The sequence below is a fragment of the Halalkalibacter okhensis genome (genome assembly GCF_000787375.1).
Classification (GTDB): domain Bacteria; phylum Bacillota; class Bacilli; order Bacillales; family Bacillaceae_D; genus Halalkalibacter; species Halalkalibacter okhensis.
In genome coordinates this window covers 73,977-99,528 of the sequence record NZ_JRJU01000013.1, presented here as the reverse complement: position 1 = coordinate 99,528, position 25,552 = coordinate 73,977, and the positions used below count along the sequence as shown (strand labels likewise).

Annotated in this window: 27 protein-coding genes; 17 read left to right on the top strand and 10 right to left on the bottom strand. The window is 37.6% G+C overall.

From position 1 onward, the window contains the following. Positions 1-20: 20 nt before the first annotated feature. On the bottom strand, positions 21-839 hold the full coding sequence (locus LQ50_RS11335; RefSeq protein WP_034629197.1) for a Cof-type HAD-IIB family hydrolase: 819 nt from the start codon (positions 837-839) through the stop codon (positions 21-23). 266 nt (positions 840-1,105) lie between these two features. Further along, positions 1,106-1,276 carry a hypothetical protein gene (locus LQ50_RS25770; protein ID WP_202595372.1) on the bottom strand — a complete coding sequence of 57 codons (171 nt, stop codon included), beginning with the start codon at positions 1,274-1,276 and terminating at the stop codon, positions 1,106-1,108. Positions 1,277-1,432: 156 nt separating this feature from the next. Here LQ50_RS25770 and LQ50_RS11330 point away from each other — a divergent pair, with 156 nt between their 5' ends. Next, positions 1,433-2,062: an MOSC domain-containing protein gene (locus tag LQ50_RS11330; protein WP_034629194.1), complete on the top strand. Its 630-nt coding sequence runs from the start codon at positions 1,433-1,435 to the stop codon at positions 2,060-2,062. Positions 2,063-2,172: 110 nt separating this feature from the next. On the opposite strand, the gene LQ50_RS11325 is transcribed toward LQ50_RS11330, so the two are convergent. Then, on the bottom strand, positions 2,173-3,132 hold the full coding sequence (locus LQ50_RS11325; RefSeq protein WP_034629193.1) for a LacI family DNA-binding transcriptional regulator: 960 nt from the start codon (positions 3,130-3,132) through the stop codon (positions 2,173-2,175). 194 nt (positions 3,133-3,326) lie between these two features. Between LQ50_RS11325 and LQ50_RS11320 the strand changes: the two genes are divergently transcribed. The 7 genes from LQ50_RS11320 to LQ50_RS11290 all read left to right on the top strand — a co-directional run bounded on the left by LQ50_RS11320 (position 3,327) and on the right by LQ50_RS11290 (position 11,334). Next, a complete protein-coding gene (locus LQ50_RS11320) occupies positions 3,327-4,109 on the top strand; it encodes a Cof-type HAD-IIB family hydrolase (RefSeq protein WP_034629191.1) in 783 nt (260 codons plus the stop codon). A gap of 209 nt (positions 4,110-4,318) precedes the next feature. Beyond that, positions 4,319-5,608 carry a glycosyl hydrolase family 18 protein gene (locus LQ50_RS11315; RefSeq protein ID WP_034629188.1) on the top strand — a complete coding sequence of 430 codons (1,290 nt, stop codon included), beginning with the start codon at positions 4,319-4,321 and terminating at the stop codon, positions 5,606-5,608. 199 nt (positions 5,609-5,807) lie between these two features. Beyond that, a complete protein-coding gene (gene bioB / locus LQ50_RS11310) occupies positions 5,808-6,803 on the top strand; it encodes a biotin synthase BioB (protein WP_034629187.1) in 996 nt (331 codons plus the stop codon). 166 nt (positions 6,804-6,969) lie between these two features. Continuing rightward, on the top strand, positions 6,970-7,356 hold the full coding sequence (locus LQ50_RS11305; protein ID WP_034629185.1) for a thiol-disulfide oxidoreductase DCC family protein: 387 nt from the start codon (positions 6,970-6,972) through the stop codon (positions 7,354-7,356). A gap of 116 nt (positions 7,357-7,472) precedes the next feature. Continuing rightward, complete coding sequence (locus tag LQ50_RS11300; protein WP_034629183.1) at positions 7,473-8,063, top strand: CBO0543 family protein; 591 nt, start codon at positions 7,473-7,475, stop codon at positions 8,061-8,063. 71 nt (positions 8,064-8,134) lie between these two features. Next, the gene (locus LQ50_RS11295) at positions 8,135-8,968 is read left to right on the top strand and encodes a hypothetical protein (protein WP_034629181.1); all 834 of its coding nucleotides are present in this window, start codon (positions 8,135-8,137) and stop codon (positions 8,966-8,968) included. Positions 8,969-9,198: 230 nt separating this feature from the next. Beyond that, positions 9,199-11,334, top strand: a complete 2,136-nt coding sequence (locus LQ50_RS11290) for a peptidoglycan D,D-transpeptidase FtsI family protein (RefSeq protein WP_034629178.1) — start codon at positions 9,199-9,201, stop codon at positions 11,332-11,334. Positions 11,335-11,470: 136 nt separating this feature from the next. Here the strand turns inward: LQ50_RS11290 and LQ50_RS11285 are convergent, their stop codons facing one another. After that, positions 11,471-12,040 (bottom strand): LOG family protein, encoded by a 570-nt coding sequence (locus LQ50_RS11285; RefSeq protein ID WP_052144705.1) that lies wholly within the window; start codon positions 12,038-12,040, stop codon positions 11,471-11,473. A 174-nt stretch (positions 12,041-12,214) separates the two neighbouring features. On the opposite strand from LQ50_RS11285, the gene LQ50_RS11280 reads away from it, so the two are divergent. Together LQ50_RS11280 and LQ50_RS11275 are read left to right on the top strand one after the other, a co-directional pair. Then, complete coding sequence (locus LQ50_RS11280; RefSeq protein WP_084138735.1) at positions 12,215-13,030, top strand: ABC transporter ATP-binding protein; 816 nt, start codon at positions 12,215-12,217, stop codon at positions 13,028-13,030. Positions 13,031-13,172: 142 nt separating this feature from the next. Beyond that, positions 13,173-13,682, top strand: coding sequence for a cupin domain-containing protein (locus LQ50_RS11275; protein WP_034629173.1), 510 nt, complete (start codon positions 13,173-13,175; stop codon positions 13,680-13,682). Between the two features lie 59 nt (positions 13,683-13,741). Here LQ50_RS11275 and LQ50_RS11270 read toward each other — a convergent pair whose 3' ends face one another. The 4 genes from LQ50_RS11270 to LQ50_RS11255 form a co-directional block, all read right to left on the bottom strand. Further along, positions 13,742-14,104, bottom strand: a complete 363-nt coding sequence (locus tag LQ50_RS11270; RefSeq protein ID WP_034629171.1) for a DUF4363 family protein — start codon at positions 14,102-14,104, stop codon at positions 13,742-13,744. Positions 14,105-14,123: 19 nt separating this feature from the next. After that, positions 14,124-14,852 carry a DUF421 domain-containing protein gene (locus LQ50_RS11265; protein WP_034629169.1) on the bottom strand — a complete coding sequence of 243 codons (729 nt, stop codon included), beginning with the start codon at positions 14,850-14,852 and terminating at the stop codon, positions 14,124-14,126. 161 nt (positions 14,853-15,013) lie between these two features. Next, positions 15,014-15,355 carry a YolD-like family protein gene (locus tag LQ50_RS11260; protein ID WP_052144704.1) on the bottom strand — a complete coding sequence of 114 codons (342 nt, stop codon included), beginning with the start codon at positions 15,353-15,355 and terminating at the stop codon, positions 15,014-15,016. Continuing rightward, on the bottom strand, positions 15,352-16,581 hold the full coding sequence (locus LQ50_RS11255; protein WP_034629167.1) for a DNA polymerase IV: 1,230 nt from the start codon (positions 16,579-16,581) through the stop codon (positions 15,352-15,354). The genes LQ50_RS11260 and LQ50_RS11255 overlap by 4 nt, the downstream gene beginning before the upstream one ends. 173 nt (positions 16,582-16,754) lie before the next feature. Between LQ50_RS11255 and LQ50_RS11250 the strand changes: the two genes are divergently transcribed. From LQ50_RS11250 to LQ50_RS11225, 6 genes are all read left to right on the top strand, one after another. Next, a complete protein-coding gene (locus tag LQ50_RS11250; RefSeq protein ID WP_034629166.1) occupies positions 16,755-17,015 on the top strand; it encodes a metal-sensitive transcriptional regulator in 261 nt (86 codons plus the stop codon). 52 nt (positions 17,016-17,067) lie between these two features. Beyond that, the gene (locus LQ50_RS11245) at positions 17,068-17,661 is read left to right on the top strand and encodes a polysaccharide deacetylase family protein (RefSeq protein WP_034629163.1); all 594 of its coding nucleotides are present in this window, start codon (positions 17,068-17,070) and stop codon (positions 17,659-17,661) included. Between the two features lie 115 nt (positions 17,662-17,776). Beyond that, a complete protein-coding gene (locus LQ50_RS11240) occupies positions 17,777-18,844 on the top strand; it encodes a polysaccharide deacetylase family protein (RefSeq protein ID WP_052144703.1) in 1,068 nt (355 codons plus the stop codon). Between the two features lie 200 nt (positions 18,845-19,044). Then, positions 19,045-20,112: an SDR family oxidoreductase gene (locus tag LQ50_RS11235; RefSeq protein ID WP_034629162.1), complete on the top strand. Its 1,068-nt coding sequence runs from the start codon at positions 19,045-19,047 to the stop codon at positions 20,110-20,112. Positions 20,113-20,138: 26 nt separating this feature from the next. Then, positions 20,139-20,927, top strand: a complete 789-nt coding sequence (locus LQ50_RS11230) for an alpha/beta fold hydrolase (protein ID WP_034629161.1) — start codon at positions 20,139-20,141, stop codon at positions 20,925-20,927. Between the two features lie 245 nt (positions 20,928-21,172). Continuing rightward, positions 21,173-22,273, top strand: a complete 1,101-nt coding sequence (locus LQ50_RS11225; RefSeq protein ID WP_034629159.1) for a PRK06851 family protein — start codon at positions 21,173-21,175, stop codon at positions 22,271-22,273. A gap of 51 nt (positions 22,274-22,324) precedes the next feature. Here LQ50_RS11225 and asnB read toward each other — a convergent pair whose 3' ends face one another. Further along, a complete protein-coding gene (asnB, locus tag LQ50_RS11220) occupies positions 22,325-24,214 on the bottom strand; it encodes an asparagine synthase (glutamine-hydrolyzing) (RefSeq protein ID WP_034629158.1) in 1,890 nt (629 codons plus the stop codon). Positions 24,215-24,370: 156 nt separating this feature from the next. Here asnB and LQ50_RS11215 point away from each other — a divergent pair, with 156 nt between their 5' ends. Then, positions 24,371-24,991 (top strand): restriction endonuclease, encoded by a 621-nt coding sequence (locus LQ50_RS11215; RefSeq protein ID WP_237563696.1) that lies wholly within the window; start codon positions 24,371-24,373, stop codon positions 24,989-24,991. Positions 24,992-25,078: 87 nt separating this feature from the next. Here the strand turns inward: LQ50_RS11215 and LQ50_RS24930 are convergent, their stop codons facing one another. Beyond that, positions 25,079-25,213, bottom strand: a complete 135-nt coding sequence (locus tag LQ50_RS24930) for a YrzI family small protein (protein WP_161784680.1) — start codon at positions 25,211-25,213, stop codon at positions 25,079-25,081. Between the last annotated feature and the right edge of the window lie 339 nt (positions 25,214-25,552).

Below are 25,552 nucleotides of genomic sequence, written 5' to 3'. Positions count from 1 at the left end.
CAGGTACAGAGTTAAATAATTTAAACAGACGCTTTAGCTAAGACAAACTTCTCTACGACTTTTGCTACTCCGTCATTCATGTTCGTGTCTGTTATATAATTTGCGATTTTCTTTATATCGTCAGGAGCGTTCCCCATGGCTACACCAAGACCCGCGAATTCAATCATCGCAAGATCGTTATAACTATCTCCTATAGCAATCACCTCATCTTGTTGAATGCCAAGTGATTGAATAAGGGAGTCAAGACTGGAGCCTTTTGTTACTCCTTCCTCAAGGAATTCTAGGAAGTACGGTTTAGAACGCATAATACTTAATGTGCCTGCAAATTCTTCTTTTAGTTTTTGTTCAACTTTGACGAGCTTATCGGGGTCTTCACACATTAAAACTTTTACGACAGGCTCTGAGACGCCCTCTACAAAATTGTCGATTGTTTTTACAGGCAACCCTGTAATTTCCCCTTCTCTAGTCGTATAGCGGTTTTCTACTTCAGTAACGATTTCATCGCCAATATATGTATGGATAAAGACCCCTTCTTTTTGACTTAGCTCGTAGAGACGATGAACAACCTCAGGTGGAAGTGTACTACTATATTGTTCTTCTTTTGTTTTGCAATTGATAATTTTTGCTCCATTAAAAGATAGGATAAAGCTTCCGTATTCCTCTAACTGTAATTCATCTGCAATGTCATTCATCCCAAACGTTGGGCGCCCCGATGCAAGAACGACTTTTATGCCTTGTTGTTGCGCTGCCATCAGTGCTTGTTTTGTTCGCTCAGAAATCGTATGGTCATCACGAAGCAATGTATCATCTAAATCAAGAACAATCATCTTGTATGTCATGTTATAATTCCTTTCTTTAGTAAGAGACTATAATCTTATAATAAATGAAAAAAAGCAGGGATACTAGACTGTTTCCAATAATACTCATATGTAAGCGTTTGAATAGGATGTTTTTTTGAATTTTTTTACTAGCTATGAAGATGTTTTTTTTGAAAAAAGCGTGTATTTAATGGGGAGCTTAATTCTATTATTTAGTAGATTCCCTACAACTGCCTTCTTATGTAGAAAGTTTGTAGGAGTTAGGCAGCTGTAGGAGCATTAATTCATTACATTGTACTTCTTTCTATGGCATTATCCCAATTAGGAAAATAATGCAATGCACTTCTCATCAGTTCGGGGTGTGATTTTTTTACCTTTTTCTTATTCAGGCTTTCACCAGCCGCATTTAACTGTTGTATTTCTGTAATGACTTGTTCTGCACTCATATTCACATCCATAAATGTAACCTCCTTCCTAGATTTATTACAATAATCACCTAAGTAAAAAGTTTTATACGTATAAATTAATTATTCAGTTTGCAAGTATGGCAGGATTTGTTGATCTTACGGAGAAAGAATGATTTGATAAAGGAATAAGATGGAGGTCATAATACTGTGAATAAAGGCACAATCGTTTCATTAAATGTTGGCACGACGAAGAATATTGCAGGTGATCATGAAAAAGAAGTTTTGTCTGCGATTAACAAACAATCTATTAAGGAGAGAGTCCTCCATTTGTCTTCAACTCAAATTGAAGGAGATGAGCAAGCAGATTTAATCAATCATGGCGGTTTAGATAAAGCGGTTTGCGTTTATCCATATGAGCACTATCATTACTGGCACAAACTACTAGGGTTTCCTCTACTGGTTGGGGCATTTGGAGAAAATATTACGTTACGTGGTTTTACTGAGGCAGATACGTTTATCGGTGATATTTTTCAATGGGGAGAGGCAATCGTCCAAGTAAGTCAGCCGAGAAGGCCTTGTTTTAAAGTGGCGAAGCGTCATGGAGTGAACAAATTTCCTTTATACATTAAAGAGACGGGATATTCTGGTTACTATTTACGTGTGCTACAAACAGGGAATATATCCGCAAAGGATCCGCTCATTTTTCAAGAACGAAAAACAGATTGTAGCATTGAATATGTCAATAAAATAACGTACCATGATAAACAAAATCAGCAAGCCATCAATAGGTTGGTTGAGTTAAAAGAGTTATCACCTGCTTGGAAAGCGTCACTTTAAATAAGGAACGAATGCCGTTAGTGGAAAACAATTTTCTGCTAACGGCACTCAAATTATACATTTATAATTTCACATACTGAAATAAGTGTACTAGGTCCTTTATGACGTTACTAAACGGTTGTTCTTTCAATTAAAGTGACATCAATCTCTTTATATGAGACATCTTTCGAAAGAGACTGTAAAAATAAATTCTTTCCCATTGGAACTAACGGTATGTCCATGGTTGTGATTCCCATCACTTTTGAAATGGGTTGATTATCAAAACCGATCAGTGCTAATTCTTCAGGTATGGCAATATGGTTGGTTAGACAATATGCAGCAATGCCAGCGGCTACTTGATCGCTTGTTACAAGTAGAGCTGTTGGGGGCTCTTTCATGGTGGTCATTTTTTTCATGACGTTTTCGCCATCTTCTAAATGCAAGCATTGTTCAAATATATAGTCAGGACGAAATGGGAATTTATGCCTTTTTATGAAATTGTTGTAAGACAAAGCCCGATTTGTACTATTTGAACCGTTTTTACGGCCGATGCAATAACCAATTTTTTGATGCCCTTTGTCTGCTAAATATTCTAGTGCAGCTTCAAAGCTTTTATAATGGTCTACAAATGTTGCAGAATAAGGATGATCTCTTGTATCTTCACAGAACACGATCGGTCCATAGTGTGAATATTTCCTAATTTTTGTCCAAGAGCAAATTCTTGAACAAATGATGAGGGCGTCTAGCTGCTTATACCTCAACATATCCAATGCTTCTAATTCCCGTGCTTCTTCATAGTTTGTTTGAAACAAAACAAGTTTATAATTGTTTTTAACTGCTTCTTGTGCGATGCCCTCTAATAATAAGCCGAAATAGGGATGATTTGAAAAAGGAAGAACGACGCCAATTAAATGTGTTTTCCCTGTACTTAAGTGAACAGCATTGATATTTTTTTGATAGTTGCTTTCATTGATTGCTTGCCATACTGCTTCTCTTTTTTCCTGACTTACGTAAGGGTGATCATTTAATACGCGTGATACAGTTGTAACTGATACTTTCGCCATTTTTGCAATATCTTTTATATTGGCCATTTTTCTCACCTTCAGTTGCTAGATTGAGTTACACTTATTGTAGATGAAACATAATTCGTGTCAATAAAAAAGCTAGTCTGTTTCGTGCTTGTTATGAAACGCGTTTCATCATGTAGGATAAACATATGTGATTTTTGTATGGTTTACAGGATCATGAAAAAGAGATAAAGCAAGAATAGATAGGAGTGGAAGATATGACAGAAAAGAGTATTGTGTTTTTTGATATTGATGGGACTTTGTTAGATCATGATAAGAAATTGCCACAAACAGCCAAGAAGGCGATTGTCTCTTTAAAAGAACAAGGTCACGAGGTCGCAATTGCTACAGGTCGCGCCCCGTTTATGTTTGTAGATTTACGTGAAGAATTAGAAATTGATACATTTGTTAGCTATAATGGGCAATATGTTGTTTTAAATGGTGAGGTTTTGTTTAAAAACCCATTGGATCAACAAGCATTGAAATCATTGACAGAATATGCGGTTTCAAACGATGATCCTATTGTTTATATGGATCACGAGGATATGAAAGCAAATGTCGCTCATCATGATTATATTGTTGAAAGCTTCGATTCTCTTAAAATAGATCATTTTCCAAGTCATGACCCACTTTATCATCAAGAAAGAGAGATCTATCAATCCTTACTATTCTTAAAAGACAAAGAAGAGACAAAATATGAAGATCTGTATAAGAAATTTGACTTTATCAGGTGGCATCCTATGTCTGTAGATGTAATCCCAGCAGGTGGTTCCAAAGCAATAGGTATAGAGAAAATTACAAGGGAGCTAAAGATTGCAAAGGAAAATCAATATGCGTTTGGTGATGGTTTAAATGATATTGAAATGCTTAGCCAAATTCCTAATAGTGTAGCAATGGGGAATGGACATGAAAAAGTGAAAGAAGCAGCTAGGTATGTGACTAAGGATGTCGGTGAAGACGGAATTTTGCACGGTCTAAAGTTAGTTGGGTTATTAAAATAGATTAGTTAAAGGTTTTGGTTAGATTAGTAGGATACACCCCTCTATGCGTTTAATTTGTAACGGAAATTTAGGTTGTTTCAAAAGGTAAAAAAACCTTTTGGAATAACCTTTTTTGTTGGGCTAATAAAACATGATGAGCCATGCACCTAGCTCTTGTTTTTTGAATAAGGTTGTAGAGGAATAAATGTCTAGGTTAGGAGGACGAGGTTGTGGAAATACATGTTGTCTCCGCTGGTGAGTCGTTATGGAGTATTGCTCAAATGTATGGTGTAGATTTTCAAACGATTGTTGATGCAAATGAATTACCTAACCCCGATCAGTTAGTTATTGGGCAAGCGCTTGTCATCCCTGTAGGTGGACGCGTTCATTGGGTAGAACATGGGGAGAACTTAACGACGATTAGTGAACGTTTTCAAGTACCTGTTGAAGAAATAATCAGTTTTAATCAAATTGAATACCCGAATAACGTTCCTACTGATTTCAGGTTGTATATTCCGTATGATGACAGACAAAAGCCAGATGCTGATGTTGGAGCATATGTCGATCTAGGAATTACAGGTGAGGAGTCTCCACAGTATGTAGATGAGGTGGGTCAATATTTAACATATGTCCAAATATTTAGCTATGAGTTAAATGCTGATGGAACGCTAACACCAATTGATGATCAAGCCATTATTAATACGGCCTTAGCCAATCAAGTTGTGCCATTAATGGTGATTACCAACTTAGAGGATGGGGCTTTTAGTACAGAGCTCGTTACGACTGTTTTGCAAAGTGAAGAGCTTCAAAATCGCTTACTTGACGAAGCGATTGCTATCATGGATGAAAAGGGCTACTTAGGCTTAGATTTTGATCTTGAATATTTAGGTGCCCAAAACAGGGAACAATATAACGAACTCATGAGAAAAGCGAGAGTTAGAGTCGATGAGCGTGGGTATTTTCTTTCTAGTGCATTAGCGCCGCAAGTGGAGCCTGACATGCCAGGTGTATTATATGAGGGACACGATTATGCGACACATGGGGAAGTGGCTGATTTTGTTTTTCTGATGACCTATGAATGGGGCTGGACTGGCGGACCACCTATGGCAGTAGCTCCAATTAGTCAAGTAAGAAGAGTGATCGAATATGCTGCATCCGTTATGCCAAATGATAAAATTATGATGGGGATTCCCCTGTATGGATATGATTGGACTTTGCCGTTTGAAGAAGGAGTGACAAGAGCACGAGCGATTGACCATCAGGAAGCCATTCGCCTTGCAGCTACTCACAACGCCATAATTGAATACGATCCAGTAGCCCAATCGCCTTTTTTTAATTATATTGATGAAGAAGGGCAAGAACATGAAGTATGGTTTGAAGATGCAAGAAGCATTCAAGCAAAATTTGATCTTGTAAAAGAGTTCGGATTACGAGGCTTTTATTATTGGGTATTAGTATGGGAGTTTCCGCAGAATTGGTTATTAGTTGATGCTAATTTCAATGTAAATAAAAGAGTATAAAGGCTGTAATGTATAAAGAGGTAGTTAGGGTGGCTGGATAAGTGAATCACCCTAACTATTCATCTATTTCAATCTTCTTACGTAAACTTTATTGACAATATTAGTTAACAATATTACTATCTTAATTGTAAACTGTGTTTTTATGATGGTTAACATTTTGTGTTGTACGTAATCTTATTTGTGATAGCGGGGGATTAAAATGAGTCATTGGATGGAGCTGGCTGCTCGAGTGTTAGAAGGAGAAGAAGTAACTGATAAGGAGGCTCTTTCCATTTTAGAGTGCCCAGATGAAGAGGTGCTGCTCCTTATTCATGCAGCTTTTCAAATTCGAAAGCACTACTATGGAAAGAAAGTGAAATTAAATATGATCATGAATGCAAAATCAGGGTTATGTCCTGAAAACTGCGGCTACTGCTCTCAATCTTCTATTTCAAATGCACCTATTGCTTCTTATAAAATGGTAAACAAAGAAACGATTTTAGAAGGTGCGAAGCGAGCTTATGATTTAAATGTAGGAACCTATTGTATCGTTGCTAGCGGGAGAGGACCTTCGAATCGAGAAGTCGAGCAAGTTGTTGAGGCTGTTACAGAAATTAAAAATACATATGGATTAAAGGTGTGTGCTTGTCTCGGATTATTAAAGCCAGAACAAGCACTACGGTTAAAGGAAGCTGGAGTTGATCGGTACAATCATAATATTAATACGTCAGAGAGAAATCATTCTAACATTACGACATCACATACGTATGACGATCGAGTTAATACCATTCAACTAGCAAAGGGTTCAGGGATGTCACCATGTTCAGGTGTTATTATTGGGATGAAGGAATCAATTGAGGATGTAGTGGCAATGGCACGGAGTCTAAACGCCCTTGATACTGATTCGATTCCTGTTAATTTCCTTCATGCAATTGATGGAACTGCACTAGAAGGAGTAAATGACTTGAATCCGCTTTACTGTTTGAAAGTATTGGCTCTTTTTCGTTTTATGAATCCGACGAAAGAAATTCGCATTTCAGGAGGCCGTGAAGTAAATCTTCGTTCTCTTCAACCATTAGGTCTTTATGCAGCTAATTCAATATTTGTTGGTGACTATTTGACGACGGCGGGGCAGGAAGAAACACAAGACCATAAAATGTTAGAAGATCTTGGTTTTGAAATTGAAACGGTAGAAGAGATTCAGGCAAGTATGTGAACTAGTAAGGGGAGGGGGGCTAACAAGGTTTATTAACCTTGTTAGCCCCGAAGCAATGAGTGATTAGTGAAGGATGCTGCTACCTTTTTTGTTGCGTTTTTTGAGGTAGGCAAAAGTTGAAGTAACTATGCTAAAATGAACTCAAATCCAAAAAGCAGGTGGAAAGATGAAGCAAATTATCTTATTTGATGGTGCTTGTAACGTTTGTGATAAAAGTGTCCAGTTTATACTGTCCAATGACCCAAAAGCTAACTTTGCGTTTGCCTCGCAACAAAGTACAATTGGCAAAGAGCTTATGGCACAATATAGTGTTCGGGATGTAAATAGTTTGATTTTGTTAGATGGACTTACATATTATACAAAGTCAACCGCTGTTCTTATGATTTGTAGAAAGCTAAAGTTTCCATGGAACCTGGCTTCCTTTTTTCAACTTATACCGACTTCGATTAGGGACTCCATGTATGAGGTCATTGCTAAAAATCGTTACAGGTTTGGAAGAAAAGAGACTTGCATGCTGCTAACGCCAGACGAACGAAAAAGGTTTTTAGATTGAGTTGAAACATCCTTTATCTAAATACCAGTTATTTTACAATTTTTCATCTTCATTACATTTTTTTATTGAAAGCGGTTTATGATATAGATATACTATATCGAAAAAGAGGTCATGAAATGCATCTTGTTCTGTCACTAGTTGTTTTTCTGCTGAATATAAAAAGAAAAACGTATTCTAATGTCAAGCATTATTTCCCAAGTATCGTTTATGTTATGTTTTTTAATTCGTTATACTATTACCTTTTTAAACATTTTTTACTATGGGAGTTCCGCTCTCCCGTGATAAAAGTTAAATATCTTAGAGGTTTGTATATCTTTTTCATTATGCCTCATGTTATTCTTCTCTATTTATCTGAGTTCCCCAGCCTGTGGTACAAGCAATTGATTCACATCGTGAAATGGATTGCCGTTTCAGCAGCAATTGAGTTTTTTCTTTTCCATAGAAATAAATTCATTACATTCCATCACAACTGGTCGATCTTTTGGTCTGTATGCGTATATATCAAAATGTATTTGTTTAGCTATTTGCTACTAAAAAGACCGCTTGCGATTATAAATGCATCCATTGCATCTGTTGTCTGTGCCCTTTTGGTTTTTAAGCCCCCTTTAAGTAAAGGCTTTTATGAAGGTCCATTGTTAAAAAGGATTAAAGGAGTAACGACATATCGGATAAGAAAAAAGAATCCGTTATTAAGGGTAGGAGATTGAATACATGTAGGGAACGTGTTGCATACTGCTGGTAGTGCCACTATTAATTGCAACCAGGAGAGAAGATTATAATGTTCACTAATAAAAAACGAAACAGATGGGCTTTTGGTTTATTATGTACCATTCACGGTACGCTGCTATTGATTACGTTTATCAAGAAAAAAGATCGAAAACATTTGTTCATTTCATTGTTATCCAATATTTCGTTTGCGTACCTTTTTGAGTATCTCGTTTTAAATATATTTCAAGCGTATAAGTATAAACCAAAGTTTTTAAAAAACAGAAAGTTAGACAATATTTTTGGAGCCATTTTATCGCAAGCGATCTTTATCCCTTGTACGTCATTGTTTTTAACAGCATTTCAGGTGAAGTGGAGAGCAAAGCTTTTCGTTAGCTTATATTTTGTTCTTGTGGAGTTACTTTTCTTGCGGTTGAAAATTTATAAACTGAAATGGTGGAGTCCTTTTTTTACGGGTCTGGCCATACCGATTCATTTCTATTTAAGTGATATTTGGTACAAGCATATTAAAAGGGGAACCCCATTTGTTAAAGCAGTCTCGCTTTTTAATATGATTATGGTCAGCTCAGTAAATTTATTGTTCTTATTAGTTGTCTTAAGAAAGTTTAGGTTTGGTATTGGAAAGGTTCATACATGGTACGAACATTTCATTATTGCGCCCTTGTATTCAACAATTTATGCAATTGTCGCTGTCAAGACATTAAAAGCAGGAGATTGGGTATCAAAAGGTAAGTTATTAGCATTTTCAGTTATTTTTCATTTGGTTTTAAAGCGTATCGATGTGCTTAAATCAAATAGAGAAAGTCGTTACTTCTTTATGATGCTTCACTTCTTAATGATTCTTTTATCAAGTTTTTATAAGCGGTTGGTTGATAATCATGAGTAGTTAGGTAGGGCAGATTTGCTGACATCTAACTACTTTTTTCATCGTTCAAATAAACTATAATTCTATAAAATCTACATGCAATATTTCTAAAATACTGGAAAAATCCTTATTTTTATGGGGAAATATGTTAAAATAGTATTTGGTCATGTAAGTTTAGATATTTATTCCAAATGAATAATATTATCGCTTCGTTTCTACGGGGTTAAAAGTAGGTGAATGGTGAGAGGGTTATGAAGAAAAAGATTAAACCAAAGCATAGGCAAAGGAAAAGAAATCATCTTTCATTTCGGTTAAATGTCCTCTTTTTTGTTGTTTTTCTTTTGTTTTCAGCATTGATTCTTCGTTTAGGATTTGTTCAAATTGTCGAAGGAGAAACATTTGTTAATGAGCTTGCTTCAACGACGAATGCAACCGAACGCCACGATGCACCTAGAGGGGTAATGTATGATCGTTACGGTCATGTTGTGGTTGATAACCAATTGGAATTATCTGTTACATACACCAACCCTTCTAGAACAACAAAGGCACAAACAATGCTTGAAATCGCTCAAGATTTAGAGCCGTTAATCGAAGTGGATACCGAGCGAGTAACACCAAGAGACAAAAGGGATTATATTTTATTGACTATGTCAGAGGAAGATCGGTATAAGCTAGTGACTCGTGAAGAGAGAAGGGATCTTGACGGTCCTTCTTCGGAGTATCAGCTTGAAATTGAACGAATTACCGATGAACAAATTGATCGTCTTTCTAGTCAAGAATTGCAGGTTGCAGCCATTTATCGTGAAATGGCTAGGGGTTATGCTAATTCTCCGCAGCGAATTAAGCAACGCATTACCGATGAAGAAGCACATGTCATTAGTGAAAATTTAGATCGGTTACCTGGTATTGATATTGCCAGACATTCAAGTAGAACCTATCCTTACGGGGACTCTTTTCATAGCTTTTTTGGTTCTACAAGTCAAATCCCGAGCGAAAGAGTAGATTATTATTTATCACGTGGCTACGAGCGCTCTGATATTGTAGGAACTAGTTACCTAGAAGCTCAATATGAAGAAGTGTTACGGGGACAAAAAGCGGTAGTAGAGAGTGTCACCAAGCGTGAAGGAACTCGCACAATTGATAGCACAGTTAATGAGCGACTAGGGCAACGAGGAAATGACTTGGTTCTCACATTAGATATGGAGCTCCAGCAAAGGCTTGAAGACATCATTGATCAGGAAATTCGAAAATCTGGAAATTCATTTATTTTAGATCGGTCTGCTTATGCAGTCTTAATGGATCCACGTACAGGCGATATTTTAGCGATGGCTGGATTTTGGGATCCTGCAGGACGTGAACGTGATAGTTATGCTGATCACATCGGAAATGTCAATAAAGCTTTTGAAATGGGATCATCTGTTAAGGCAGCGTCTGTTTTAACCGGGTTTCACGCAGGTGTCGCTTCACCGGGAACTCGTTTTAATGACCGACCTATTTATTTGCCTCAAACACCGCCAAAACGTTCGTGGAACACAAGTGGCTTTGGCTGGATTGATGACCGGCGCGCGCTTGAGCAATCTTCCAACGTGTATATGTTTGAAATCGGAATGAGAATGGCTAACTGTTACTATACAGCACCAAACACCAGATGTGGCTGGACGACGGGTTCTGGAGGCACAATTGAACGCGCTTATCAAGAGGTTCGGAACAGTTTTAGTCAATTTGGTTTAGGGTCAGAAACGGGAATTGACCTTCCAAGTTATTCATCTGGTTTGACGGGTGGAAGTGAAAGTGGAGGGAATCTTCTCGATTTAATGATTGGTCAATATGACAACTATACGACTCTTCAGTTAGCTCAATACATTGCCACAATTGCAAATGATGGTTATAGAATGGAACCAAGGCTTGTAAGAGAAATTCGTAATCCTTCTACCATCCAAGATGAACAAGGGGCGGTGGTTCAAAAATTTGAACCGACGATTCTTAATCGAATTGACATGAGCGATGCTCATATTAGTCGAGTTCAACAAGGCCTTCGTGATGTGATGACGCGAGGAACGGCAAGAGCGAATTTTGGAAATGCCTCGTATCAGCCAGCAGGAAAAACAGGAACGGCTCAAGTGAAGGTTGCTGTTGGCCAAGGTGATTATCGCCGTGTCGTTGATGGGAACACTCAATCGTTAGTAGGATATGCACCGTTTAATAACCCAGAAATCGCATTTGCTGTCGTCGTACCAGATGTGAGATTGGGGAGCAATGGAGGTCGTCAAGGGATCGCTCAAGAGATTTCAAAATCTGCGCTAGAAGCGTATTTTGAGTTAAAAGATTCTCGAAACGGAGCAAAACCAATTGATGAACCATTGCTAGAAGAAGTGAATATTGACTAAAGAACCAGGAAAAGACTTGTCTCAAAAGAGTTCTAGATGTCTATTAAAAGCCTTGCGTGGAGTTAATCATTCCTCGCAAGGCTTTTAAAGATTAGTGGCCACGCTTATTTTTGGGGAATCAAAAAGACCGCTCCTCTTAACTTTCCCATTTATTTACATAGATGGGCTTGAAGTTCTCCATCTTCTGTAAAAGTTCTTCTGGACACTCAGAGATTATGATGTTTTCTAAAAAATTTGCTTTTAAGAAGCCTTCGTCCGCCATATGTTCTAGTAATGACAGTAATTTATCATAAAAGCCATTTGGATTTAGAATGCCAATTGGTTTTTGGTGATAGCCAATTTGTTGCCATGTTAATGACTCGGCTAATTCTTCTATTGTTCCAATTCCTCCTGGTAAGGTGATAAATCCATCAGCTAGTTCGTACATTTTTGCTTTTCGCTGATGCATATCATCGACGATAATTAAGTCGGTCAGTTCTACATGCTGAACGTTTTCGTGTATTTTTTTAGGAATCACACCTACAACTTCACCATCTTTTTCGAGAACATAGCGTGCTAATTCGCCCATTAACCCATTGTTCCCTCCACCGTATATAAGGTTTATGTTGCGCGTGACTAGAGTTTGGGCAAAGGAATGGACATGCTTGACATAGCTTGGCTTTGTTCCGAAGCTTGATCCACAAAATACGCATATATGATTAAACATCAACATCCCACCATTCTGTTTAAGTGTACACATAAAAATAGTAATAGAAAGATCAGGATTTGTAAATTATGTCATTCAAACTTATAGAATAAAAAACTTTTCTGATGGATTAGGGGGAATTTGACATAAAAAGTCGAACATATAACAAGATGTTTTATAGGCAGGAGGAATATGATGACTGAGCAAATAGTGTCTTTAAAAAATGTGTCATGGCAAAGAGAAGGAAAAACGATTTTACATAATATCTCATGGGATGTGTCACTGAATGAGCATTGGGTTATTTTAGGTCTGAATGGCTCAGGCAAAACATCGATTTTACATTTGTTAACGGGCTATCAGTGGGCATCAAAAGGACAAATCCATGTACTTGGGCAGAAATTTGGGCAGGCAAATATTCCAGAGCTTCGTAAATCTATTGGCTGGGTTAGTGCTTCTCTTGATGAGCGTTATGCCACGAGGGGAAGTGATACAGCTCTTGAAGTTATTCTGAGTGGAAAGCACGCATCCATCGGAATATATGATGAGATCACAAATGAGGATGTTAAACAGGCAAAGCGATTGTTAGAAGAGTTAAACATTAACCGATTAGCAAAGCAGAGGTTTATGAGTCTTTCACAAGGGGAGAAAAGACGTGTCATTATCGCTCGTGCGTTAATGGCCGATCCGAAAATCCTAATTCTAGATGAGCCATGTAATGGACTAGACATCTTTTCACGAGAACAGCTTCTTGAGACGATTCAATCGTTAGCCACAACGAAAGGAGGCCCGACTCTTCTTTATGTGACCCATCATATTGAAGAAGTGGTTCCAGCTATTACACATGCATTATTACTTAATAACGGATCAATTGTGGCTAAAGGAGAAAAGCACTCAACGTTATCGGAGGGAAATTTAGAAAAGACGTTTCAGCTTCCTGTTAGATTGAAGTGGGAAGAAGACCGGTTGTGGGTAAGTGTACAATCAACACAAAGAGGCCTAAAAGGTTGTTGATAGAAGTGAAATAGCGGTAGCGCAAAGGGCATCGAGACTGGAAGCGAGCCTCTTTATTTCCCTAAGCAGCTTTTCTTTGTTGATTCTTTTTCTTGCTTTTGGTTTACTTGGGGTATAGTGATGAATAGAAATGAGGTTGCGTATGAAAAACTATCAGGCAGAAGATTGGATTAAGTATCTTGAACTGGAGGCTCATCCAGAAGGGGGATATTTTAAAAGGTCTTTTCGTTCAACAGAGGAAGTACCTGGAAAAGGAAGAATGCTTTATACGAGTATTTACTTTTTATTAAGTGACAACGATGTTTCGCATTTTCACCGTCTACAGTCGGATGAATTGTGGTATTTCCATGCAGGAAATTCGTTATCTGTACATATCATTCATGAAAATGGTGAATACGAGGAGGTTCGCTTAGGTTTAGACCTTGAACAAGGAGAAGTACCACAAGTGTTAGTGCCGAAAAATGCTATCTTTGGCTCGTCCCTATCACAAGAAGAAGAGGGGGCTTTTTCTCTTGTTGGTTGTATGGTATCTCCAGGGTTTGAATATGAGGACTTTGAATTATTTACGCAAAAAGATCTCTTGGGGGATTATCCTCAACACGAAGAAATCATTAAAAAACTCGCCTATGTCACCTTGCCAGAAATGGACTAACTGACCGCTAGTCAATACGAGGACGCTCAATGGCATTGGGCGTCCTCATATTTTTGGCTTTAGCCGAGTTCCTGCCAAAACTCATAAAAAGAATAGATTTCTATTAAAGTAGCATTTGCATCCTCTGCCTCTATCGCTCCTTCCATGCGAGAAAGAACTTGGTTGACCTCAGAAAGGGTGTCTTTGCCTACGCTAAATTGAATTCGTTTTGTAACAATGGTCCATGCTCTTTTTGTGTAGGCATGTTTTCGTTTTGCTTCTTGCCAATTTTCTCTTTGTACATGCTCTTCAATGCTCTGAACAGATTGTAGGAGCTCATCTTGGTCACTCCTCGGCTCTTTTAACCAACCTCCACTAGTCATTAGCGTCAAACTTGCGAGGATAAATGTGAGCGGGACTATATATAAGAGTATTTTTCGCAAGTGAGATACTCCTTTGCTATTAGTAAGGTCCTTCATAATCGCTAATATCATTTGTATTTGATATATGGTCATCAAATAAATCTACATAGAGTGTGTCATTTGGTAAGATCGCAGCATAGGAGAGTTGTTTTAAATTTTTGATTCCTTTTTTATCTAGTTGTGCTTGTACCCAAGCAAGGTCCTTCCTACGTTGCTCTAAATTTTGCGGAAGTAACAGTCCATCAACGATGATTTCTGTTGTTAATTTTGCTCGACTTACTTGAATGTGTAAATCTTTCTTCTGTACGAATTGAAATTCGGCTTTTCTTAGAGTGGACAATGTTCCATCAGGTTCTAATAAAGCAACTTCTACTTCAGTAAGGTCAAATATATTTTTGCTGCGAAGCTGTACCATGAGTTCGTCTTTCGTTAAGCGGGCTATTTTTAAATTTTGCTCTAAAATTTTCCCTTCTTCTATGACGGTTACCGGTTCACCATCAATGATTTTTGATAGGTAACGATTTTTAATGTCGGTAATTTGAAGAAGCAGGGTAAAGGCAATAAAAATTGTTAAGGCTAGCCAGTGATTTAACACTTTTGATGAGGTATCGGTTGCCATCGTTCCCGCAATGGAACCAATGGTTATTCCGTTAATATAATCAAACATTGTTAAGTTTCCGATTTGTTGCTTTCCAATCAACCTTGCATAAACGAGAAGGGTAAAAAAAGTGATAATCGATCTAATGATTACTACAAGTGTCTCGTTCATGTGTGTCCTCCCGCTTTTTGTATGATGTAATTATTTCCCATTAGACGGACATTATGTAAATAAATTAGACTTCCAAGAGAAAAGCAGCTAGACCGATGAAGGTTCTAGCTGCTTTTGGGGGGGGTGAATGAAAGAGGTGTTGCGATCAGAACAAAATGCGTTTAAGCTCGGATGACGGATTTTAAGCAATCAATGTCAATGTAAGTTGGCATATCCTCAGTTCTTATTTTTATTTTCTTGCATTGCCAGTCAATGCGGTCGACGATACCGATAAGTTCATGAAAAAGACCATCTTCCCAGTAGATGATTTGAACATCAAGCTCATGTTTGAGTGAATCGGTTACGATGATTCCTATCTCTTCTAACTCCTGTTCGTCTAGTTCGGGCTTGCCGACCTTTTGCAAGTCAAGTCGACGCTCGAGGAGAGCCTCTTTATGCTCAGGTAAAAACATTCTGCTGCTTTCCCAAAGAAGGTTTCCACGATGTAAATATTGTTGGCTCATTTATAATGTCCTCCTATCTTTTTTGCGCGTTCAAAAGCCTGACCAGCCTTTGTTAAAGAGGAAGCTCGAATTAAAGCTGTTGTACCGTACTTCTCTTTTATTCCATCCATTACATACCCTAGATCGGTTTTCTTATTTCTTCCTGTATCAAATAAGCTAAGCTGCAGCTCATCATCACGACAAAGCTTTGTTAAACTAACAGCTAGCCTTCGAATTGGATTTTTATCCCAAAACTGAAGAAAAATTTTTTCAGCCATGCGGAAGATATCCATCACGTAGTTCGTAGGCTCATATAATGTTGCTTGGCGATGAAAGCCGCTACGTATTTCATAACTAGCCCCACTAACACTAACGGTTACGGTTTGGCCCATCACCTTTGATTTTCGTGCTCTCATACAAACTTCTTCACAGAGCTCAAGTAAGACGACACGTATTTCAGCAAGTCCTATGTAGTCGCGAGGAAGGGTCATGCCATGTCCAATTGCTTTTTGGCCGTCGTGAGAAGAGGTAGTAACAGGAGAAAAGTCCTCACCGTTAGCGGTCATAGAAAGAACATGCCCGTTAATTCCCCATTTGTCTTGGAGACGTTTTAATGGAACGGCCGCTAATTGCCCAATTGTACGAATGCCCATATTACGTAAGTGACTTGCCATACGGCCGCCAACACCAAACATTTTCTCAACGGGCAGACGCCATAATGTTCGTTCTAGTTCTTCTTTTTTTAACCAAAAGATACCTGATTGATTTTTCTTAGAAAAGTGATCACAGGCCATTTTAGCTAACACTTTATTTTCTCCGATTCCAATACGAGCTCGGACCTTAGTTTTTTCCCAAATCTGTCGCTGAATCTTCTCTGCCATTTCAAGTGGCGGACCAAAAAGCGTGTGACTGCCGCTTACATCAATAAATTGTTCATCAATTGAAAAGGGCTCTACTAAATCGGTATACTGCTCTAAAATATTTGTAATTTCAATGGAGATGGTAATGTAGTCTTGCATTTTTGGGGGGACTACAACTAAATCAAGACATTTTTGCTCGGCTTCCCATAAGCGTTCGCCATTTTTGATGCCTCGTTTTTTTGCTAGAGGACAGGCGGCTAAAATAACTCCTGACCGACGTTTTGGATCTCCAGATACAACGAGCGGTTTGTCTTTTAAATATGGGTATCTTGCTTTTTCAATAGATGCATAAAAAGATTGCATATCAACAAGAAAGATTGTTTTCATCGAATTCACGCTCCGGATAAGAACAAATGTTTGTGTTATTATTATATGCGAAAATACGTTCGGTATTCAACATACATTTTATTCCAAGTGTTCAGGTGGTCAAATGTTGAAAGTATCAAGGAACGTAGGATATGATGATGTAGAGGTAGTTGGTTGTAGAAAGGGGAAGTGAAATGAAATATAATGATCAAATGAAAAATAGAGTAAAACGTGTAGAAGGACAAGTGAAGGCATTACTTCGTATGATGGAAGAAGAAAAAGATTGCAAAGATCTTGTAGCTCAAATGTCCGCAGCGCGAAATGCACTAGATCGAACAATTGGGCTTGTGGTGAGTACGAACTTAGAGCAATGCGTCCGTGAACAAATAAATAAAGGAGAAGATACGGAGGAGCTTATTCAAGAAGCGGTTAATTTGTTAGTGAAAAGTAGATAAAAAAGGAGGGGTTAGAATGCAAAAAAGTCCATGAATAGCTACTAATGAAGTTGTGTACAACTCCAAAGAAGCAAGCGTCTTAACAAACATAGCAAATTGTCAGGAGTCAGGAATCATTTTAACTTTTGATGATGGCCCAAGTAAATATTTACCTCAATTTCTTGATGTGTTAGAAAAAGAAGGAGTACAAGCCATCTTTTTTTGGCAAACGAGGTTGCTTCATCATAATAGACCGTGGAACCGTGTACTCGGCGATGGCCACATCATTGGTGCTCATACTCAGCGTCATCCGAACCTTACGCAATTGAGCTATGCCCAACAAATGCATGAAATCCAAGGAAGCAAAGAAGCCATTGAAACCATAACGGGGCAGAAGGTCCAATATTTTAGGCCGCCTTTTGGGCAGTACAACAAGGATACACTAGCTATTGCTGAACATTTACAGTTGCAAACAGTGATGTGGGATATTGCATCGTTTGATTGGAATTTAAAACAAGATCCTAACCAAATTATTGAAAATGTTCTCACTCATGTTCAAAAAGGTTCCATCATTCTTCTGCATGAACTTGAACAAACACTGTTCATTTTACCAACACTTATTCAAAAGTTAAAAGAGAAAGGCCACCATTTTTCAACAGAACTATGATTCTATTCTTAAACAAAGAGGGGACTGAAAAAGGCAACTTAACCTTTTTCAGTCCCCTCTTCATAAACCTCCTAAATGAGGAAAGGCTAAGCATAATTGGTTAGGAGGAATACATATGTTTAATAAAAAGGGAACACTTATCCTTTGTTGCTTCATACTTCTAGTAACTGGTTCAACTGCATTGGCACAAGAGTCCCGGTTACCAGAAGCTCCGATCATGATTGATCATCAACCTTTTAAGACCCGATACATAATGAGAGATGGGCATATACTCATACCTGCTTTATTTCTAAAACATACGGGTGTCAAAATAAGTTGGAATGACCAGTATCGTTCAGTTATGTTTCATCATAAAGATCTGCAATTTGCGCTACCTGTAGGAAAGGATTATGCAGATGTCTACGGTCATGCCACCGGAACATGGAGGCGTCAAAGTCTTTCAACGAAAACTATTGAATATAATGGCGAGGTCTTTGTTCCTCTTATTGATGTCGCAAGGAAATTTGGGATGGGTGTATCGTATCAAAGAGAGAAAGCGCAGACATTTATAACCACCAATATAGAAACCCCTCCACAGGCTATATATAATGGAGAGCCAGCAAGGAAGCAAGTAGCTCTAACTTTTGACGATGGACCGGATAGCTTTTATACCCCTAAAATATTAGATATCTTAAAACAGAAAAACGTACCCGCAACTTTTTTTGTCATGGGGAAACAAATTGAAGAGTTTCCCGATATGATGAGACGGATGGTAAGGGAAGGACATGGAATCGCCAATCATACATGGAATCATCCCAATATCCCGACTGTTATGACATCGACTTTAGTAGAAGAGATACAGTCAACTCAAAAAGAAATGATGAAAACAGTCGGTAGAATGCCGGATCTTTTCCGTCCGCCGTACGGTGCAATGACAAAATCGGATCATATTGTTTTGCATGAGATGGGGATGCGAACAATTATGTGGTCTGTTGATACGATTGATTGGAGTGGCCAATCAGCAGAGGAGATCCTGAGCATAGTCCGTCGAGATATCTCACCAGGAGGAATCATTCTTCAGCATAATTTTCAATCCGATGCACGCCTTCTTGATGGCACAGTAGAGGCCCTACCAAGAATGATCGATGAACTACAAGCACAAGGGTATCAGTTTGTTACCGTACAAACACTTTTAGAAAAGTAAAAGGGAGGCTACTAAAAAGGAAAAATATCCTTATTAGTAGCCTCCTGTCGTTAGAACCATTTTTTAGGAGAGGATTTTGTCAATTTATGTTTAAAATGAGACAGACGTCACATAATTGAAAGATTTACAGCATGAGTATGTTGGAAATGTTGTGTATAATGGCGATAACTTATGAAAGCGGATAACGAAAGGGGAACTATATGAATATATTTATCACAGGTGGAACAGGCTTCTTAGGAACCCAATTTATCCAGGAACTCATCAATTCTAATAACAGAGTTTATGTGTTAGTGAGATCATTAAAGAAAAGCCAAGCTTTATTAAATAAAATTCCAAAACATCAGCACTCGCAAATAGAGTTCATAGAAGGCCATCTTTCAGATAAGCAACTAGGAATGGCGAAAGAAAAACAACGCCACCTTATAGGGGAAATAGATGCTTTTTTTCATATAGCAGCATTACTATCGTTTGATTTTAAAATGGCCGATCGATTATATGAAGTGAATGAAAAGGGAACAGAACATTCGTTAGAATTCGCAAAAGATATTGGTGTGAAAGCGTATTATTATATTAGTACAGCCTATACTCTTGGAAAGAAAGACACTGCAGAAGAAACGTTACATGAAATAGACCAAGAATTTAATAACCCCTATGAAGAAACGAAATGCAAAGCTGAGCATATCGTCATGTCCTATAGCGAACAAATGAGTGTTTCCATTTTTAGGCCATCTATTATTGTTGGTCATTCAGTAACAGGCCAAACGGATTCTACTTTTGGATTATATGGGTTTATCAAAGGACTTGAGATATTTAAAAAACGAATTTCAAGAGTAGGGAATGTAAGTGGTAAAAAGTATAATATAATCGGAAATCAATTAGGAACTCAAAATTTAGTGCCAGTTGATTATGTTTGCCAGGTTCTAATGGCTGGGTTAAAGAAGGCCAAAAATAAAACCATCTATCATATTACCAACCCTAATCCTCCGCTAAATCACGAAGGACTAAAAATGATAGGGGCATTGCTAGATTTTCCAGATATTCAATTTAATTCGAGAGAAGATACGGTCTTAACGAAAGAGGAAATGGTATTAAATGAGTTTATATCCAATTTCACTATTTATGTAAATCGTGATATTGATTTTAACATAACAAACACTCAACAGCTGCTTAGTGATACTGATAACAAAGTGTTGAAGATGGATAACGAAATGTTAAAGACGATTATTCATGGTTATAAAAAACAAGATAAGACACCCATCTTAATTTAAATATGTGCCCGTGAAAAGGAGAATTCATGTTATATTACAAAACTTATGAGATATCACCTAAACACGAATGGATTGTCATGATACATGGATTAGGTGGGAGCTCAACGATTTGGTATAAACAAATTAAAGACTTAAGGAAGCATTTCAATTTGCTCTTAGTGGAACTAAGGGGACATGGAAAGTCACCTAAAACAGAGGATGAACGTTATACTTTTGCGCAGTCTAGTAAGGACGTTGTAGAAGTAATGAATTACTTAAATATAAAAAAAGCTCATTTTTTAGGGATTTCGTTAGGAAGCATTGTTATCAGAAATATAGCCTATTCCTTTCCAGAAAAGGTAAAGTCCATGATCCTCGGAGGGTTGATTATAGGATTTAATCTTCGTTCTAGGCTGTTAATTACGGCAGGTAATTTAGTGAAAAAACAAATCCCTTATATGTGGTTATATCATTTATTTGCTTGGATTATGATGCCAAGAAAAGAACACAAGGAATCAAGGCAGTTATTTGGAAGAGAAGCAAAAAGAATGAACCAAATGGAGTTTATTAAATGGTTTCGAGTGACAAGAGATGTGGATACAAATCATCAAGAAATCCAAAATACTGATTTGAAAATTCCAACATTATGTATCATGGGAGAAAATGATTACATGTTTCTACCGAAAGTACAAAAAGAAATGAATCAAACATTCACAGGACAGTTACTTGTCATAGAAGAAAGTGGACACGTTTGCAACGTAGAAGCACACGAACATTTCAATAAAGCCTCGTTAGAGTTCATAAGAACAAATAGTAAAGCTCAGATTGCAGGCTAAATAAACGGTTCCGGTTTGGAAAAAGCACTGACAAGGTTTTTACCTTTTAGTGCTTTTTCGTTTTTATTCACGACACCCGAAAAGAGAAGAGCAAAGAAACGTAAGCTATTGTGGTTTATATCGAACATTCATTTTTTCACCAATCGAGATGGTATGTAAGATTAAATACGAATCTACAACGATTAGGCATTCACCCTTGTAAGAATACTTACATATGTTGTGGTAAAAGAGGAAAGGGTGATTGGATGAAAGGGAAGGTTCAAAACTTTTATGCAGGAGGCAACACAGCAAAGGGATTTCACAGCTTATATGACTCCGCGTTAGAAGGTTTAGAGCGTCTTTTTATTTTAAAAGGAGGACCTGGGACAGGAAAATCCTCATTAATGAAGGCAGTCGGCGAGAAAATAATCAATAAAGGTCTAAATATTGAATTGTTGCATTGCTCCTCAGATAACGAATCGATTGATGGAGTGATTATTCCTGAATATAGGATTGGAATTGTCGACGGGACTGCTCCTCATGTAATTGAACCGAAAGCACCTGGTGTTATCGAGGAATATGTGAATCTAGGAGTGGCATGGGACTCAAATAAATTGCAACAGCATAAAAACGAAATACTTATCTTAAACGAAAAAATCTCTGCAACCTTTCAAACTGCTTACGATACGTTTGCAGAGGCATTAAAGGCCCATGATGATATTGAAGACATTTATATTTCTAATATGGATTTCAACGAAGCGAATAAACTTACGGATGAGTTAATCTCGCGTTTTTACGGAGAAAATTCAGACACAAAACAAGCGAAAATAAAACATCGTTTTTTAGGAGCCGCCACTCCAAATGGAGCAGTGGACTTCATTCAAAACTTAACTGAAGATATTAGTAAGCGCTACTTCATAAAAGGAAGAGCTGGATCTGGAAAGTCAACCATGCTAAAGAAAATAGCAGCTGCAGGTGAAGAAAGAGGATTTGATGTTGAAGTATATCATTGCGGTTTTGATCCAAACAGTTTAGATATGGTTATTGTAAGAGAGCTTGATTTTGCCATCTTTGATAGCACGGCACCTCACGAATACTTCCCAGACCGAGATTCAGATGAAATCATTGATATGTATACAAGATGTATTGCTCCGGACACAGATGAGAAATTTGCAACAGAAATCGAGAAAACAACCAAACCATACAAAGATAAAATGAAAGAAGGCATCTCTTATCTAAAAGAGGCGAAAGCGCTCCGTGATGAATTAGAAGATTACTATATCGAAGCGATGGATTTCGCAAAAGTAGAAGAAATTCAAAAGGAAATTCTAGAAGAGATTGAACGATTAATTGGAAAGGAAACGTAAAAAAGGAGGCAAATAGAGGGGGGGGGCAAAAGTGAACTGCCCCTCTATTCTTTACGTAAAAACAGGTATCTTACGTTCATTCAGTAAACTATGATTCCATTCATTTCTTTCAATATATAGCGAATGCCATACCATGAAGCACAAAATGACCCAAATTTTTCTACTATTATCCTTTTTGCCTTGAACATGCTCGTCTAATAACTTTATGGTTTCTTCTCTCTTAAATAAGTACTCGGTCGGGCTAGTAAGAAGAAGATCTCGCGCCCAATCATAAAGCTCGTCCTTTAACCAATGACGAATTGGCACTGGGAATCCAAGTTTCCTTCTGTGTAAGATGGACTCAGGAATAAACTCTTTCATGGCTTCTCTTAATACATATTTCGTTGTTCCATGAGAAATCTTGGCATAAGTAGGAATTTCGCTTGCAATCGAAAAGACCTCCCTATCTAAGAAAGGAACTCGAAGCTCAATAGAATGAGCCATTGTCATACGATCTGCTTTAACAAGGATATCACCAGGAAGCCACGTATGAAGATCGATGTATTGCATTTTTGAGGAATCATCAAATAACGACGCTTCGTCGTATAGATTTCTCGTCATTTTAATAAACGGATTCGAAGCATCATACGCGGTTAGTAAATGCTGCTTTTCAAGTTCACTTAAAATGTTTGCATTTCCAATATAGCGCTCAGACAATGGAGTCGTTCCTCGTAGTAAATAGCTTTTTCCTTTCATCCCTTCAGGTAATCCTAATGCAACTTTATGCAAAACGGCCTTCATAGATCCAGGCATATAATTGAACCAATTTAATGCCAAGGGCTCACGGTAAATATTATAACCACCGAATAATTCGTCTGCCCCCTCGCCAGAAAGGACAACCTTTACATGTTTGCTCGCTTCTTTAGCAACAAAATATAGAGGAACAGCAGCGGGATCTGCAACTGGATCGTCCATATGCCAAATAATATTAGGAAGCTCTTTCATAAATTCTTCCGGTGTAATAATCTTGTGGATGTTTTCTACTTGTAATGTCTCGGCTGTCTCTTTAGCAATATCAATTTCGCTAAACCCATGACGGTCAAATCCAACAGTAAATGTTTTTAAGTTAGGATTGTGCTGTTTAGCTAGTGCAACGATGCTTGTAGAATCAATACCAGATGACAAAAAGGCACCAACAGGAACATCGCTTCTCATATGCTTTTCGACAGAATCTAATAAAACCTCTCTTGTTTTTTTAGTATAGTGATTCATATCTTTCTTGACGGGGTTGAACGTTTTTTTGTAATAACATTCTATTGTAGCTTTTTGTCCAGGTGATGTGAGTAAGTAATGTCCTGGAAGAAGCTTTGAAATTTTATTAGATAAACACAGTGGTTCAGGAACATATTGATACGTTAAATAATGTTGCAGTGCCTCTTTTGATAGTTCATTTGTTGAAATGTAGGAATGGATGCTTTTTTGCTCCGACGCAAAAAAGAGACGATCCTCCGTTTCGGTATAATAAAAAGGTTTGATTCCAAATGGATCTCTTGCAGCAAAAAGCGTTTGTTCGATTTTGTCCCAAATGGCAAAAGCAAACATTCCACGGAGTTCTTTTACACATTCCATTCCGTGTGAAGCATACATAGCTAACAAAACTTCTGTATCTGAATCCGTTTGAAACACAAATCCTTCAGCGAGAAGGGTATTTCTAAGTTCGATATAATTGTAGATTTCCCCATTAAAAACAATGTGGTATCTATTTTGCAAAGACATCGGTTGAGTCCCATGCTCAAGATCAATAATACTTAATCTTTTGAACCCTAATTGAATATATTCATCGGCAAAGTGCCCAGTTGAATCAGGACCACGATGATGAATTGCCTCAATCGAATTAAACCATGTATGTGAATCAATTGCGGGTACATCCTTTTTTCTGCATTCACCTATGAAACCACACATTTATATCCCTCCAGTAAGCTTCCATTTAATAGAGCTATATAAAATATACTTTATTTTACGGAAAATACCAGCATTATTTTCGTCAATGTAAAGAAGATAAAAGACCGTTTGCCTTTGTCATGTTTGGTATAAACTTACTAAGTGGAGGTGCTATTGATGAATATACAAATAAACGTACAAATGATTATAGTAATTGTAGCCATTTTGATCACGCTCATTGCAGTTGTAAATTGGATTCGTCTTAAGAGCAAGCACAACGATTTTACAGAACTCTTACTTGATCAAATTGAGCATGATTTAGAGTTGCGGAAGACACTTGCAATGGGGTTGTATATGCGATTTAAAAAAGAAGAGCCCACAAGTACAACAACATATAGTGAGAATTTCTTAAAGGAAGATCCTATCTCTTTTGAACATTTTGTCGCTGATATTATTGAAGCTAAGTACGGGGGCGATATGTTTGTTAGCAAGGCGAGTGGGGATTACGGCGTGGATTTTGAAAATAGGAGAGAAGATGGGCTATATTTAGGCCAGGTAAAATGTACGGAAAAAGATGTAAGCTTTGAAGCAATTGCGCTCGTCCATTCTAATATAGAGAAGTGGGGAGCTGTTGGCGGATATGTCATTACGACATCCGGTTTTACAAAGAAGGCCGTTATGTATGCAGATGGTCTTGGAATCGAATTAATCAATGGTGTTGAATTAGTTACGTTGTGGCTTGAAACAATGGAAAGTGATACAGCTTATTTAAAACAATTAAATCCCTCTGATGTTTAAGAAAGACAGCAGTGGTATCAAAAGTTGAACTACCCAGCCATGAGAGGGGAAACCCCACTCTCTTATGGCATAAAAGGGTAGCATAGTCTAAGTCCAGTACTTAGTTTTGTATTGGTCTAACTGAGCCTGAATTTCATCGTCATGAATCATTTGCTGCAATTGTTCTTCTGTATATGTTCTTTTTGAAACGGTTATAGTAAATAGTAGAAAATGAAAGGTCATCTCCATTCCTCCTTAACATATATTCCTTATAAATATAAGGATATATCGAAAAGAAGAGTTCGTCGTCGTGCTTGATGCTGAAGTTATCTACGACTTTAGATGGAGAATAAAATAAAAAAGCTTAGATGGATTTAAACGTTTTAAACTTAATCCCGCATCCACATAAAATGCTATGTTTAAGCTGTTTCATTACGGATTGGCAATGTGGACAAACGGTTTTCTGAGGAGTAGACATGACATTCACCTTCGTTCGTTGTAGTTATAATACAATAATAGCATTTATTATACAAAAATAAATATTAAATTATAATCATTTTAAATAAAAAAACTATAAGTGAG

What these genes read in the sequence shown, in the direction of transcription:
- bioB (WP_034629187.1), top strand. Translation starts at nt 5,808, where the DNA reads ATGAGTCATTGGATGGAGCTGGCTGCTCGAGTGTTAGAAGGAGAAGAA.
- LQ50_RS11325 (WP_034629193.1), bottom strand. Translation starts at nt 3,132, where the DNA reads ATGGCCAATATAAAAGATATTGCAAAAATGGCGAAAGTATCAGTTACA.
- LQ50_RS11280 (WP_084138735.1), top strand. Translation starts at nt 12,215, where the DNA reads ATGACTGAGCAAATAGTGTCTTTAAAAAATGTGTCATGGCAAAGAGAA.
- LQ50_RS11235 (WP_034629162.1), top strand. Translation starts at nt 19,045, where the DNA reads ATGAATATATTTATCACAGGTGGAACAGGCTTCTTAGGAACCCAATTT.
- LQ50_RS11305 (WP_034629185.1), top strand. Translation starts at nt 6,970, where the DNA reads ATGAAGCAAATTATCTTATTTGATGGTGCTTGTAACGTTTGTGATAAA.
- LQ50_RS11230 (WP_034629161.1), top strand. Translation starts at nt 20,139, where the DNA reads ATGTTATATTACAAAACTTATGAGATATCACCTAAACACGAATGGATT.
- LQ50_RS11240 (WP_052144703.1), top strand. Translation starts at nt 17,777, where the DNA reads ATGTTTAATAAAAAGGGAACACTTATCCTTTGTTGCTTCATACTTCTA.
- asnB (WP_034629158.1), bottom strand. Translation starts at nt 24,214, where the DNA reads ATGTGTGGTTTCATAGGTGAATGCAGAAAAAAGGATGTACCCGCAATT.
- LQ50_RS11275 (WP_034629173.1), top strand. Translation starts at nt 13,173, where the DNA reads ATGAAAAACTATCAGGCAGAAGATTGGATTAAGTATCTTGAACTGGAG.
- LQ50_RS11225 (WP_034629159.1), top strand. Translation starts at nt 21,173, where the DNA reads ATGAAAGGGAAGGTTCAAAACTTTTATGCAGGAGGCAACACAGCAAAG.
- LQ50_RS25770 (WP_202595372.1), bottom strand. Translation starts at nt 1,276, where the DNA reads ATGGATGTGAATATGAGTGCAGAACAAGTCATTACAGAAATACAACAG.
- LQ50_RS11285 (WP_052144705.1), bottom strand. Translation starts at nt 12,040, where the DNA reads ATGTTTAATCATATATGCGTATTTTGTGGATCAAGCTTCGGAACAAAG.
- LQ50_RS11265 (WP_034629169.1), bottom strand. Translation starts at nt 14,852, where the DNA reads ATGAACGAGACACTTGTAGTAATCATTAGATCGATTATCACTTTTTTT.
- LQ50_RS11295 (WP_034629181.1), top strand. Translation starts at nt 8,135, where the DNA reads ATGTTCACTAATAAAAAACGAAACAGATGGGCTTTTGGTTTATTATGT.
- LQ50_RS11335 (WP_034629197.1), bottom strand. Translation starts at nt 839, where the DNA reads ATGACATACAAGATGATTGTTCTTGATTTAGATGATACATTGCTTCGT.
- LQ50_RS11320 (WP_034629191.1), top strand. Translation starts at nt 3,327, where the DNA reads ATGACAGAAAAGAGTATTGTGTTTTTTGATATTGATGGGACTTTGTTA.
- LQ50_RS11250 (WP_034629166.1), top strand. Translation starts at nt 16,755, where the DNA reads ATGAAATATAATGATCAAATGAAAAATAGAGTAAAACGTGTAGAAGGA.
- LQ50_RS11260 (WP_052144704.1), bottom strand. Translation starts at nt 15,355, where the DNA reads ATGAGCCAACAATATTTACATCGTGGAAACCTTCTTTGGGAAAGCAGC.
- LQ50_RS11290 (WP_034629178.1), top strand. Translation starts at nt 9,199, where the DNA reads ATGAAGAAAAAGATTAAACCAAAGCATAGGCAAAGGAAAAGAAATCAT.
- LQ50_RS24930 (WP_161784680.1), bottom strand. Translation starts at nt 25,213, where the DNA reads ATGACCTTTCATTTTCTACTATTTACTATAACCGTTTCAAAAAGAACA.
- LQ50_RS11255 (WP_034629167.1), bottom strand. Translation starts at nt 16,581, where the DNA reads ATGAAAACAATCTTTCTTGTTGATATGCAATCTTTTTATGCATCTATT.
- LQ50_RS11215 (WP_237563696.1), top strand. Translation starts at nt 24,371, where the DNA reads ATGAATATACAAATAAACGTACAAATGATTATAGTAATTGTAGCCATT.
- LQ50_RS11300 (WP_034629183.1), top strand. Translation starts at nt 7,473, where the DNA reads ATGCATCTTGTTCTGTCACTAGTTGTTTTTCTGCTGAATATAAAAAGA.